This is a genomic window from Phaeobacter sp. G2 (genome assembly GCA_025163595.1).
GTDB lineage: Bacteria > Pseudomonadota > Alphaproteobacteria > Rhodobacterales > Rhodobacteraceae > Pseudophaeobacter.
Genome location: CP104104.1, coordinates 106,608 through 119,939, shown reverse-complemented (window position 1 = coordinate 119,939; position 13,332 = coordinate 106,608). Strand labels below are relative to the sequence as shown.

Sequence of the window (13,332 nt, the reverse complement as noted above, 5' to 3'; positions counted from 1 at the left end):
AATGTCTCGGATCGCTTGCAAATAGAACCACTATTGGCTGCGCACCCCAAGCCCCTGAAATCTCGTGAAATAGCCGCTGAGCATGTAAGATTTATGGGCCCAGAGCCTAGTCTTCGGACAGGATCGGAAAGCGCCGCCCGGTGATATGCAGCAACTCCTGCACCGCTGTCACCAGCGCCGGGCCCAGGCTTTCGGTGATCAGGTTATCTGTCAGGTCGGTTTTTTTGGCGCCGCTGAGAAACACCACAGGCTCGCCAAACTCTGACGGACGATAGGGGGTGGCAATGGCGTTGATAGAGGTGTTGAAGCGCTGCTCGCCGCGCACAAAAGCATAGCCGTCACTCAGCAGGCTCGACTGCGCCTCTGCGCCAAAATCCTGATAAAGGGCCTGATCCTCGGGTGACATGGCGCCTGTCTGTTTTTCCATTTCGCTGCGCCCCAATGCGCCCAGAAAGGCCGCCCCCGAAGAGGACCGCAGCATCGGCATGCGATACCCTACATTGAGCCAGGTGGTGGTTGAATTGCGCGGGCGCCAGGTTTTGACGATCAGCATCTTGCCATCATCCTGGATCGCTACACCAATCAACGTCTTGGTTGCATCGGCCAGCTTTTGCATGATCGGGCTCGCCGTTTCGACAAACCCAAAGGACGCCCCGGCGATATTGCCAAGCGCCAGGGCCGCAGGCCCCAGCCGGTATTTGTCATGGTGACGGCCATGGGTCAGATACCCCAGCGCACAGAGGGTAAAGGTCAGCCGCGATACAGTTGATCGCGGCAGACCGGTGCGCTCTGAAATCTCCAGATTGCCAAGACCATCGTCATTGGGCCCAAAGGCCCGCAAAACATTGAGCCCGCGCGCCAGGGTATTGGCAAATCGCTTGTCGTCTTTCAGATCTGGCATCGCCTATCGTCCTAGCGGTGGTTAGGAATTCCAACGTATAGAATTTCTTGCAAATGAAAAAGCCTGTTCACCTTGCCGTCATAGACAAGAGCAAAGAAATCGACGGAAAGCCCACAATCAGCGCCAAAACCACCACATCCACGCACAAGAACCGCCAGATGCCTGCAAATACCGTGCCAATTGGCGCCGCTTTGCCAACCACATTGGATAGCACAAAGACATTCAGCCCCACCGGCGGTGTAATCAGGCCAATCTCCAGCAGCTTCACCACCACGACGCCAAACCAGATCAGGTTCATGCCGTAGGATTCCACCAGTGGCACCACCAGCGGCAGGGTCAGCACCATGATGCCAATCGGATCAAGAAACATGCCCAGCATCAGGTACACGCAACAGATGCAGATCAGCAGCACCATCGGCGAAAGCTGTGCATCCGCCACCGTCTGCACCAGCGCCGGTGCCATCCCAGTCAGGGCAATCGCGGCCACAAAGATCTTGGCCCCGGCCGCCACAATGAAGATGGCTGAGGTCTGCACGCAGGTCTCGCGCACCGCTTCCCACAGGCCCTGCAGGGTCAGGCGTTTTTGCGCAAAGCCAATCATGGTGGTGATGACAACACTGACCGCCGCCGCCGCTGTGGCAGTGAAAAAGCCGCCATAGATGCCAACCACGATGATTGCAAAGATCAGCCCCGCAGGCCAGGCTTCGCGCGCGGCTGCCATTTTCTCGCTCCAGCTGGCGGCGGCGCCCTGTTCGGGGACCAGTTTGGGATTGACCCGGATCCAGACCCAGATCACCAGCACAAACCCCGCCAGCGTCAACAGACCCGGCAAAACCCCTGCCAGGAACAGCTTGCTCACCGAAGTCTCGGTAAAGATGGCGTAGATAATGAACAGGATACTGGGAGGAATGAGCGACCCCAGGGTCCCGCCCGCCGCCACGCTGGCCGTGGCCAGACGGGGATCATAGCCCAGTCGCAACATTTCAGGCGTGCAGATCTTACCCATGGTGGAGGCACAGGCAAGGCTCGAGCCGGTGATGGCGGAAAACCCGCCACAGCCCATGACCGAGGCCACCGCCAACCCACCGCGCTGGCGCACCAGCCAGACCTTGGCCGAGTTATAGACAGCGGTGGTGATACCAGCGCGATAGGCAATATTACCAAGCGCCACAAACAACGGGATCATCGACAGATCAAAGCTATGCACCAGATCAAAGGAGTTTGAAAACACCAGCGACGAGGTGGCCCGAATGGCCCGCTCAGGCATGAAGGTGCCGGTTCTGAAGGCAAAGATGGTAAAGGCGGCCAATGTGGCAACCCCAATCAATGCAAAGGCAATCGGCACCCGCATCGCCAACAATACCAGCATCAGGCCAAAGGCCAGTAATCCAATCGTTGCCGGATCCATAAAGTCTATTCCCGAAATTGAAGTGTTCTACGCGGCGCGTCGACCGTCAGCTGCCGACACGCAATGGGGACAGTTCGCACCCTGCTCAGTGGCCTGTGGGCTCAAAGTGGAGGGTTTCACCGCGCCAGACGGTCCGGATATCCCCCAAAGCCATGACCAGCAAACGCAGCCAGCATAGCGAGATCCCAATGACAAAGGCCAACCGTCCAGGCCATTGCGGCAGGTTGAGATCACCGTAAAAGGCACTGCCGGTATTGATCTGATGCATCAGCTCTTTGACGCCCGAATAGATCAGCGGAGACAGGGCAAAGACACCAAACAGGGTGCCAAAGATCACAAAATACTCCACCAGTTTGGGCGGCAGCATATTGGTCAGAAACTCAACCGAGATATGAGCCCGCTGGGTGGTGGCAGCTGCCAGAGGCATGATGATTGCCAGCACCATCAGCTCGCGCACGATGATCACCGCATCCGGCACCGAGGCGTTGAACAGGTTCAGCGCAATCACATCGGCAAAGATCATCAAGGCCAATAGAATGATCGCCGCCGTTGCCACGTCGATAAAGAGTTTTTCGATCCGGTCCAGCATGTCGCGCCTCCCTGCTCGCTTTGAAATTTTGAAACAGCCGGTCTGACACACCAGGGCAGGTCCTTCCCTGCCCCGGTATGTCAGGTTGGTGTTTCAGGTCAGTGCCTCAGCACCAGTAGCGCAGCTTAGTTGCGCTCCCAAGGATAGCCTTTGGCCTCAAACTCGGCGGTGTATTCCGCCACCGCCTGGGTATAGATCTCGATCATTTTCTCTGGATCCAGACCAACGCTGACGGCATTTTCTTTCCAGTCATCCAGGAAAGGTTCGGTGGCGGTGTTCAGCGCCGCGCGCTCCTCAGCCGAGACTTCCAGCACCTTGACCGGACGGTCATAGGCATCAGCCCGCATCGCATCCAGAGCCTTGCTGTTGGCACCAATGACGATCTGCGCAAACTTATCCGCCAGTTCGGTGCCCGCCTGGGTCAGAACCGCCTTTTGCGCGTCGCTCAGCGCGTCATAGCTTTGCTTGTTCATGAACATGCCATAGCCACCGATCTGGCCCCAGTTCAGCACGGTGTAGCTGTCGATGACTTCGTGCCATTTCAGCGCCGGAACAATATAGGAATAGCCCTGGGTACAGTCGATCAGCCCGGTATCAAGCCCTTGATAGGCCTCATAAACGCTGAGGTTCACCATAGTGGCGCCCAGCTCCCCAAAGACTTTGCCGTAGACACCAGCGCCCCGCACCTTGAGGCCAGCGATATCCTGGATCGAGTTGATCTCGGCGCCTTTGCAGGCGACGTTCACATCAGACGCAGTAAAGGTGCCGATATAGACCAGGTTCTGACGCGCCAGATTTTCGGTGATCTGGGGCATGCTGCGCATCAAATGGTCGGTGGCGCGCAGACCAACCCAGGGGTTGGGGCCGCCCAGAGGTAAATCCGCCAAGGAATAGGCCGCCATTTCCTTTTGGAAATAGGCCGAGATCACCGAACCGGCATCCGCAACACCATTACCAATCGACTGCACCGACGCCGAGGCTTTGAACAGGGCGCCGCCCCATTGCACATCCAGTTTCAGATCCCCCTCAGAGAGTTCACCAATACGGCCATCAAACCATTTCAACGCCGCCGGAACCGTGCCGCGTGCCGGGCCGCTGTGGCCGTAAAAGATCGTGGTCTGCGCCGCTGCAACGGTGCCAAATGACAGCGCAACCGCTGCCGCTGCCAATGTGGTGTTTACAAAACTCATAGTCAGAATCTCCTCCCCGAGATTAGGTTTCCCGGCTGCCTATCATACAGAACAACATTCCGTATAGTAGAATTTTTACTTAAACAGTGGTCTCGCGCATCAATTCATCCGCAAAGGTACTAATCAGCTTGCCCTTGAGGATCTTGCCCGTCGGAGCCGCAGGCAAATCCGGTGCCAGAATGATCCGGGTTGGCCGCTTGTAGGGCGCCAATCTGTCCTTCACAAAGTCCGACAGATCCGCCTCATTCAAGCTGCAGGCCGTAGCGACTTTGACAAAGGCCAGCACCTCTTCGTTGCCAGAGACCTGCCTGCCGACCACCCCGGCCATGATGACCTCTGGATGATCCGTCAACGCGCCTTCGATTTCGGCGGGGTAGACGTTGAACCCGGATCGAATGATCAGCTCTTTTGACCGGCCCGCGATGTGCAGGCGCCCCTCCTCATCAAACCGCCCCAAATCGCCCGTGCGGAAAAAGCCGTCTACAGTCAGCACCTTGGCGCTTTGCTCGGGGTCGCGGAAATAGCCCTTCATGATCTGCGGACCACCCACCAGGATCTCGCCGATCCCCTCGGCGGGCGCAGCGCCTTCGGCATCAAAATCGAGCTGGAACGTGCTGTCGAGCATGGGATGGCCGACGCTTACATCCGGGTCCCCAAAGGGGCTGGTGGTGGCACAGACCCCGGCGGAGCTTTCGGTCAGCCCGTAGCCGTTTTGCAGTGGAATGCCATAAAAAGCCTCGGCCTCCCGCTTCCAGGTCGGGTCCAGCGGCGCCCCGCCAGAGGAGACAAAACGCAGCAAACCCGCCTTATAGCGCGGCTCGTTTTGTGCCATTGCATAGTGAAACAGATGCGCATGCATCTGCGGCACCGCCGGCAGCAGGGTCACATCCGTTTGCAGCGCCTTATAGAGCCGCTCAACCGAGAACCGGGCCTCCAACCGCAGCGCCCCCTGCGCCGTACAAACCGAAAGCAGGGTAACCAAGCCAAAGATATGCGACAGCGGCAGCGCCAAATAGGTCATATCGCCATCCTCGATGCCGCGCACCTTGGCCGAGGCCGCCGCCGCACAGAGCAGGTTGAAGTGGGTGAGCATCGCCGCCTTTGGCACGCCCGTGGTCCCAGAGGTATAGAGCAACAGCGCCACCTGTTCGGAGCCATCCTCGAAACTAGGCTCCGACTGGCTACAGCGCCGCTGGAAAATCGCTACGGTGCCAAAGCTGCCCATGGCGGTCTTGGCGGAAAAAGCCTTGCCATGGATCACCGCAGATTCGGACGCGTCCTTACAGAACACAACAACACTGGGATCACTATGGGTGATCATCCGGTCCAGTTCTGCATGGGTGAGCCGCGCATTCAGCGGTACAGCCGTGGCATCCAGCTGGCTGGTGGCAAAAAGAAAGGCGCAAACCGCCAGGCAATTCTCAAACACCATGACCACACGATCACCGGGTTTTACGCCATGCTCCAGGAGCACCTCCTTGGCCTCGGCCGTGGCCTCAACCAGATCGGACCAGGTGTACTTGCCATCCGCGTAGTCGATCATCGCCAAAGCGTCGGGTTTTGCAGCGGCTGCCGCCTGTAGCGTCTCGTGAATTCGGGTCTGCACGCAGGTCCCCTCCCTATGAATCCTCCTGGAACTGAGCCCCCCTGCCCCCTGGACACCCAAGGACGACTCGCAGCGGCCTGGAGGGTGCGGGGTCGCACAGTGATGTTGGGTATAGACCTGCGTCGCTACAATTTCAATATGTGGAATTCAAATCGCCATAGTGAAACTGTGCCGCAGTCCCTAAGCTCTTGACCGCCATGGCTTAAAAAGCGGTGCGACACCTTGCCCTAGCGTAAGGTGAGCCGCAAAGCTCCCCCGCAACCCAGATGCACATCAGGGCGCCAAAGCAAGAATCGCCAAGAATCCTCCTGTTTGGCCCCCTGAACCTTTGCTCTGCGCGCGGCAGCACAGTTTCGCGAGGTCCACCGGCCTGACAACGGGCCTGACCACGGGGCATGCATCAGGCGCCGTAGACCGGCGCCCTGGATGCTGACAAACAGACCAAGCATCAGCCCCTGTCCCACGACATCCGGTCTAGAAAAGCATTATTTCAGCCCGCGCAGCAATTCCTGCGATGGGGTGCCGGTGGCGGGCTGGCCAATGCTGGACTGATAAGCGCTGATCGCGGCCTGGCTTTTGGGGCCCAAAATCCCGTCTGCCCCATCGGTGTCAAAGCCCTTGGCAGTCAGACGTTTTTGCAACGCAACCCGGTCATCCTTGGTCAGCCCGTTGGCATCCGGTGGGAATGTACCGCGCAAAGGCGCCCCCCCGGCGATGCGGTCTGCCAGATGGCCGACGCCAATGGCATAGGCATCCGAGTTGTTATAGCGTTTGATCGCCTTGAAATTGCCCGTCACCGCAAAGCTTGGCCCGCCCGGCTGTGGCTGCAAGGCGCCAGCAGCTGCCGCGCCGGTGACTTCACGCCCCCAACGCGTGCCGCGTGTCCAGCCATTGCGTTGCAGATAGGCCGCGGTCGACGCCAGCGCATCTGTTGGGTCCTCAGACCAGATGTCACGCCGCCCGTCCCCGGTGAAATCCACCGCAAAGGCCTGGTACGACGTGGGAATGAACTGGGTATGACCCATGGCCCCGGCCCAGCTACCGGTCATCCTGTTGGCAGTGATATCGCCGTTTTGCAGGATTTTCAGCGCCGCGAGCAGCTGCTTTTCAAAAAATGCCCCGCGCCGCCCGTCATAGGCCAGTGTCGAGGTGGCCGAAACCACCGGCACATCACCGCGCCGTTCGCCGTAAAAGCTCTCAAGCCCCCAGATCGCCGCAATAATGGATGCGTCAACGCCGTATTTGGCCTCCAACGCCAGCAGGGTTTTGCGATGCCGCTGATAGGCGGCGCGGCCCTTGCTGACCCGCTCGTCTGAGACGGCGATCGACAGGTAATCCTCGAGGGTGCGTTTGAATTCGGTCTGGTTGCGATCGCGTTTCACCACCCCGGGCAGATAGCCGGCATTGCGAAACCCGGCCCGCAGGGTTGCCTCGGATATGCCCTTAGCCTGGGCGCGGCTGTAAAACCCATCCACCCAGGCGTCATAGCCGACATTGGGAGTGGGCCGCAGGTCGGCGGGCAATCCAGGTTTTGCCAGCGGCGTGCTGCCCTGCACGCCACGCTGATCCGCCGAGGTAACATTGCCGCAGGCCACCAGCCCAAAGGCGGCAAAGCCAAAGCCAAAACTCCGTCGGGAAATTTGGGTCGTTGTCGTCTTGGAAAAACTCATCATCACTGCTCGCTGTTTTCTTTTACCCTAGCGCATCTCATCCCGCTTGCAATCCTGGCGCAGGCACAGCCGCCACCGCTGGGCGCCTCCCCGCCGAAGACTGCTCTACAGATCTGCACAGATCCTGCACATCTCTTGCGCAAGCGCTGCGCGGCGCCTGTGGCATCCCCTCCCCTGTCCTTTCAACGATAAAATGAGACAGAGGGAACAGAAGATGACAGGTGAATACATCGTGCGCGGGGTGCCCGCGTCTTTGCAACAAGATGGCTGGTGGTTGAGCTGCGATAGCGCAGAACAGCCGGATCCCGTCGCCCCAAAGCCGCCGCGCAACTGGACAGATCTGGGCCGCAAGGGCGGCAGCGCGATGCTGGCGCTGGTGGTTCTGGTAGCGCTGGCGGACTGGCTGTTCTGGGGCTATGCGCCGGGGCTGTCTATCGCCCTGTTCAGCTGGGCGCTGTTTGGCGCCGCCTTGCTGGTAAACACCCCCGACAAGGCCCACAGCAAACCAGCGCTGCTGTTTTTGCTGCTCACCAGCCTGCCAGTAATAGAACATTATCAGGCTCTATCCCTGGGGTTTCAGCTGTTTGGCCTGATCACCGCCGTCGCCTGGATACATCAGCCATCCAAGGCCCGCCTGGCGGCAATACCAGCGGCCGCGCTGCACCTAGCGCGCGCCCTGCCCTTATCCGGCCTGCGCACGCTGGTGCACAGCCTGCACCAGAACGCCCCAGTGGCCAAACCAAAGACCAGCCAAGACAACAACGACAAAAAGGCCGCCTCCTCCCTGTCAAAACATTTGCGCAACTGGAGCTTTCCGCTGGGCGGTGCCCTGGTGCTGATCACCCTGCTGCTGCAGGCCAATCCGCTGCTGGAACAGGGGCTGGTGGACCTTTTGAGTTTTGATCTGGATATCATACCGCTGCTGCTCCGGGTGTTGTTCTGGAGCGGCACGGCGCTGATGACCTGGCCCTTTCTCGTGCCCACACCACAAGGCGAAGCGCCTAAAGCAAAAGCCGATACGCCCGCCCGCCGCCGGGGAGTGAGCTTTGGGCTCAATGCCGGATCAGTGCTGCGCGCCCTAGTGGTGTTTAATCTAATCCTCGGGGTGCAAAGCCTGATGGATCTCTCCATTCTCATTGGTGGAGCGGAGCTGCCAGAGGGCATGACGCTGGCGACATATGCCCATCGCGGCGCCTATCCGCTGTTGATCACAGCCATGCTGGCCGGGGGGTTTGCCCTCGCGGCGCGGCCCTATCTGGGAAGCCATGCCAGCCTGAAACCGCTGATGATGCTCTGGCTTGGCCAGAACGCCCTGCTCGGCCTGAGCTCGGTCTTGCGGCTGGACCTCTATATGGCGAGCTTTGGCCTCACCTATCTGCGGCTTTATGCGATGATCTGGATTGGGCTGGTGGTGGTGGGACTGCTGCTGACCGCTTGGCAGATCCTCAAGGTGCGCTCCAACCGCTGGCTTTTGCTGCGCTGTACCGGGCTGGGGCTGGTGACACTGTACATCTGTGCCTTTATCAACTTTGCCAGCCTGATTGCCGCCCAGAACCTGACTATGAAATCAACAAAAATGCTGGATTTGTATTACCTCTGTACTCTTGGACCCACTGCAACCAGTGGCATCCACGCCGCACTGCAAGCGGATCCAACCTTGCGCATCCCATCCGGCTACCACAGCTGCTGGCAGCAGCCTTCTGAGGGTGACAACTGGCGCGAATGGGGCTTTCGCTCCTGGCGGATAAGTTCTTATGCTGGGCTAGATTTTGACGGCGCAAGCGCAGGTAAGGCAAAACCCGATGAAGATTCTCCTGGTCGATGACGACCCCCGCCTGCGCGATCTGGTGCGCATCGCGCTGGAACGCGCGGGTTGGCAGGTGGTAACCGCTGCCGATGGGCAAGAGGCGCTGCTGCATGCCAGCCGCGAGCTGCCGGATTTCATCGTGCTGGACATTGGCCTGCCAGAGCTGGACGGGTTTGAGGTCTGCCGCCGCATCCGCCAGCGATCCGAGGTGCCGATCCTGTTTCTCACCGCCCGCGACGATGAGGTGGACTGCATTCTGGGGCTGGAACTGGGCGCCGATGATTATGTCACCAAACCCTTTAGCCCGCGCGAACTGGTGGCCCGTATCCGCACTATCCTGAAACGCAGTCAGAAAACCCAGGCTCCGACAGTTTTGACCCACGGGAATCTTTGCCTTGATCCGCAAGCGCACCGCTGCCAGATCGCCGGGCAAGACATATCACTGACCGCCCGCGAACAGGGCATTTTGCTGTTGCTGCTGCAAGACCCCAGCCGCATTCGCAGCCGCGCCGAGCTGATCACCCAGATCTGGGGGGCTGGCAGTCAGGTCTCGGATCGCACCCTGGACAGCCATCTGCGCAACCTGCGCGCCAAACTGGAACAGGCCGGGGGCACTGATCTGATCGAGACCGTCCACGCCGTTGGCATCCGGCTTAGGGCGCTGCGCTGATGCCCGGTAATTTGATGCCTGGGAAACTGGTAAAAAAGTGGCGCCCCTCGCTGGCGCTGGTGCTGGGCGGTGGGCTAGCAGGCACGCTGGTTCTGTCGCTGATCGGTTTGGTGGCGCTGCGCTATCTGGGGCCGGAAATTGGCTTTCGCAATGCGGCGGCGCTGCTGGGCACCCTGATCCTCCTCGCGACCGCATTTCTCGGCTGGCTGCTGGTGCGACTACTGCTTTCCCCCATTCGCGCCCTCAACGCCTATACCGCTGAAGTGCGCAGAAAACAGGGCCAACCCGTTGATCCACCATATCATTCCGGCACTGCCGAGCTGCATGAGATGGCCCAAAACGTGATCGACATGGCAGATCACCTGCGCAACCGGGAAATGACCATCCGCAGCTTTACCGACCACGTCAGCCATGAGATCAAAACCCCGGTTTCCGCCATTCGTGCCGCGACAGAGCTGATCGAGGATGGCGCCGCCCTGCCCTGCGAAGACCAAAAGCTTCTGACCCAGATCGACGGAGCCGCGCGCCAGATCGAAGACCAGCTCACCGCCCTGCGCGAGGTCGCCCGCGCCCGTGAAATAAACCACCAGGGCAGCAGCAGCCTCAGCGCGGTAAACACCTGGCTTCAGGGCGAATTTGCCGATCTGCAACTGGCGCTTGCGGGCCACGATCTGGCGCTACCCATCGGGGCAAGCGGGTTACAGATCATCCTCACCCATCTGCTGAACAACGCCCGCGAACAGGGAGCGCAAGGGGCTGTCATTGCGGCTCAGCTACTGTCTACCGGTGTGGAGCTCAGGATTACCGACGATGGCAAAGGCATCTCCCCCGGCAATGCCGCGCAGGTTTTTGACCCGTTTTTCACCACCAAACGCGCCCAAGGCGGCACCGGCATGGGGCTGACAATCCTGCGCAATATGCTGAGCGTCCATGGCGGCGATATATCCCTTCAGCCCAGCCACAGCGGTGCCTGCTTTGTTATTACGTTTGCGGTGCCCTAACTGCGCTGAAACCCGCCCAGGCCTGGGTGGCATTTTTGCCAAACCCCGCTAGGCTGGCAGGTGCACATTCTCTTTTGCACGCCGGAGCCTACATCATGTTCAGTCGTTTTCTTGTTTTGCTCGCGGTGCTTTGGCTGCTGCCCCTGCCCGCCGCGGCCCTAAACCGCGCCAAGGTGGAGCGCCAGTTTCAGGACTGGCTGCAGCAAGAAATCTGGCCCGAGGCAAAGGCGGCAGGCGTCAGCCGCAAGACCTTTAAAGCCGCGTTTTCCGGGGTGACGCTAAACTGGGATCTGCCCGATCTGGTGCCCCCCGGCAGCACACCCCAGGTGCCAAAACAGCAACGTCAGGCCGAATTTGGCGTCCCCGCCAAATATTTCAGCCCGGGCGGGCTGGCAGGAGCAACCTCCATGGGTCGCAAAATGCTGCAGGCCCATGCCAAAACCCTTGCCCAAGTCGAGACTGAAACCGGGGTGCCGGGGCGGATCCTAATTGCCATTTGGGGCCGCGAAAGCGCCCACGGGCGCGCAAAAATCCCCCATAATGTGTTCCGGGTTCTGGGCACCAAGGCCTTTATGAGCACCCGCGCAGACTATTTCAGCGCGGAGCTCATCGCGGCGCTGCAAATCGCCCAGGCTGGCCACGTCAACGCCGCAAGCATGAAAAGCAGCTGGGCCGGCGCCCTGGGGCAGCCCCAGTTTATGCCAAGCAACTTCCTGAAATATGCCCGCGACGGCAATGGCGACACCCACGCCGATATTTGGGGTTCCGAGGCCGACACATTGATGTCCATCGGGCATTTCCTGGCGGAACATGGCTGGCAAAAGGGCCGCGACTGGGGCTTTGAGGTCAATGTCCCGGCGAAGGTTTCTTGCGGCCTGGAAGGCCCAGATCAGGGCCGCAGCATTGCCGACTGGGAAGCCTTGGGCATCACCCGGATATCTGGCCGCCCCTTCCCGGCGGCGGAACGTGCAGGCCAGGGATTTTTGATGATGCCCGCCGGGCGCTATGGCCCCGCCTTTATCGTCACGCCAAATTTTTACGTGCTGAAAGACTACAACAAAAGCGATCTCTATGCGCTGTTTGTCGGCCATGTTGGCGATCGCATCCAATACGGGGTTGGCGATTTCACTGCCCGCTGGCAGGGCCTCGACAAGCTCTACCGATCTGATGTTGCGGCGATGCAGCGCGGGCTGGAGGCCCTGGGCCATGATGTGGGGGGCGCCGATGGATTGGTTGGCTTCAAAACCCGGCGTTCAATTGGTCGCTGGCAGGAAAGCACCGGTAAAGCGCCCCGGTGTTTTCCGGATAGTTCAATAAAATCATTGGCTTCAAACTAGTGTGATCGGACCGCCCTGCCCCCTCGCGCAGGGCGGTTCGCCGTGGTATAGCAACGCCATCATCACCAGGGCAGCCCCTTTGGCGACCCGAACGCAGGACTTAAAGACATCACATGAAACGCGTTCTTGTTACCGGCACTGCCGGCTTCATCGGTTTTCACCTTGCCAAACTGCTGCTGGACGAAGGATTTCGTGTGCATGGCTTTGACGGCATGACCGAATACTACGATGTCACCCTGAAACAGCGCCGCCATGCCATGTTGTTGCAGCACCCCAATTTTTCAGCCACCGAAGCGATGCTGGAAGACGCGGAAGCATTTGACGCCATGGCGGATGAATTTGCGCCTCAGGTGGTCATTCACCTCGCTGGGCAGGCAGGTGTGCGCTACAGCCTTGAAAACCCTAGATCTTATCTGGAAACCAATGTGATGGGCACCTTCAACGTGATGGAGGCCGCCCGCCGTTTGAAGGTCGACCATCTGCTGATGGCCTCCTCCTCCTCGGTGTATGGTGGCAATGACGTGATGCCCTTTACCGAGCTGGATCACACCGACGCGCCGCTCACCATCTATGCCGCCAGCAAAAAGGCAAACGAGAGCATGGGCCATTCCTATGCGCATCTCTGGGATCTGCCCACCACAATGTTTAGGTTCTTTACCGTCTATGGCCCCTGGGGGCGGCCGGATCTGGCCTTTTACAAATTTGCCGATGCCATCCTCGAAGAGCGCCCCATCGACATCTACAACCACGGTGAGATGTACCGCGATTTCACCTATATCGACGATCTGGTGCGCGGTATCCGCCTGCTGATCGACGTGGTGCCCCAGCGCCCCGCCAGCAAGGAAGAGATTGCGGAAGGCGACAGCCTATCTCCGGTGGCGCCCTACCGGGTGGTCAATATCGGCAATTCCGAAAAAGTGCGCCTGCTGGATTTCATCGACGCCATTGAAACCAGCCTCGGCAAAAAGGCCATTCGCAACTACATGGAAATGCAGATCGGCGACGTGCCAGCGACCTGGGCAGACGCAACGCTGTTGAAAAAATTGACCGGCTATCAGCCACAGACCAACTTCCGCGACGGTATTGATCGCTTTGTCGCCTGGTTCCGGGACTACTACCAGAAATAGCAGCCCCGGTTTTGCAGCTGCCCTAT

At 59.5% G+C, this 13,332-nt stretch carries 11 protein-coding genes; 5 read left to right on the top strand and 6 right to left on the bottom strand.

Going from position 1 to position 13,332, the window contains the following annotated elements:
* Positions 1 to 106: 106 nt before the first annotated feature.
* From N1037_22455 to N1037_22430, 6 genes are all read right to left on the bottom strand, one after another.
* Entirely contained in the window at positions 107 to 901 is a 795-nt protein-coding gene (locus N1037_22455) for a helix-turn-helix domain-containing protein (protein UWS81881.1), read from the bottom strand.
* A 67-nt stretch (positions 902 to 968) separates the two neighbouring features.
* Positions 969 to 2,309 carry a TRAP transporter large permease gene (locus N1037_22450; GenBank protein ID UWS81880.1) on the bottom strand — a complete coding sequence of 447 codons (1,341 nt, stop codon included), beginning with the start codon at positions 2,307 to 2,309 and terminating at the stop codon, positions 969 to 971.
* An 85-nt stretch (positions 2,310 to 2,394) separates the two neighbouring features.
* Positions 2,395 to 2,898 carry a TRAP transporter small permease gene (locus N1037_22445; protein ID UWS81879.1) on the bottom strand — a complete coding sequence of 168 codons (504 nt, stop codon included), beginning with the start codon at positions 2,896 to 2,898 and terminating at the stop codon, positions 2,395 to 2,397.
* Between the two features lie 125 nt (positions 2,899 to 3,023).
* Positions 3,024 to 4,088: a C4-dicarboxylate TRAP transporter substrate-binding protein gene (locus N1037_22440; protein ID UWS81878.1), complete on the bottom strand. Its 1,065-nt coding sequence runs from the start codon at positions 4,086 to 4,088 to the stop codon at positions 3,024 to 3,026.
* A 79-nt stretch (positions 4,089 to 4,167) separates the two neighbouring features.
* On the bottom strand, positions 4,168 to 5,694 hold the full coding sequence (locus tag N1037_22435; protein ID UWS81877.1) for an acyl--CoA ligase: 1,527 nt from the start codon (positions 5,692 to 5,694) through the stop codon (positions 4,168 to 4,170).
* 485 nt (positions 5,695 to 6,179) lie between these two features.
* Positions 6,180 to 7,364, bottom strand: a complete 1,185-nt coding sequence (locus N1037_22430) for a lytic murein transglycosylase (GenBank protein UWS81876.1) — start codon at positions 7,362 to 7,364, stop codon at positions 6,180 to 6,182.
* 214 nt (positions 7,365 to 7,578) lie between these two features.
* On the opposite strand from N1037_22430, the gene N1037_22425 reads away from it, so the two are divergent.
* The 5 genes from N1037_22425 to N1037_22405 all read left to right on the top strand — a co-directional run bounded on the left by N1037_22425 (position 7,579) and on the right by N1037_22405 (position 13,306).
* A complete protein-coding gene (locus N1037_22425) occupies positions 7,579 to 9,189 on the top strand; it encodes a DUF4173 domain-containing protein (protein ID UWS81875.1) in 1,611 nt (536 codons plus the stop codon).
* Complete coding sequence (locus N1037_22420; GenBank protein UWS81874.1) at positions 9,167 to 9,841, top strand: response regulator transcription factor; 675 nt, start codon at positions 9,167 to 9,169, stop codon at positions 9,839 to 9,841. The genes N1037_22425 and N1037_22420 overlap by 23 nt, the downstream gene beginning before the upstream one ends.
* Complete coding sequence (locus N1037_22415; protein UWS81873.1) at positions 9,841 to 10,842, top strand: HAMP domain-containing histidine kinase; 1,002 nt, start codon at positions 9,841 to 9,843, stop codon at positions 10,840 to 10,842. Before N1037_22420 ends, N1037_22415 begins: the two co-directional genes overlap by 1 nt.
* 95 nt (positions 10,843 to 10,937) lie before the next feature.
* The gene (locus tag N1037_22410) at positions 10,938 to 12,179 is read left to right on the top strand and encodes a lytic murein transglycosylase (protein ID UWS81872.1); all 1,242 of its coding nucleotides are present in this window, start codon (positions 10,938 to 10,940) and stop codon (positions 12,177 to 12,179) included.
* 113 nt (positions 12,180 to 12,292) lie between these two features.
* Positions 12,293 to 13,306: a GDP-mannose 4,6-dehydratase gene (locus tag N1037_22405; protein ID UWS81871.1), complete on the top strand. Its 1,014-nt coding sequence runs from the start codon at positions 12,293 to 12,295 to the stop codon at positions 13,304 to 13,306.
* Positions 13,307 to 13,332 lie beyond the last annotated feature (26 nt).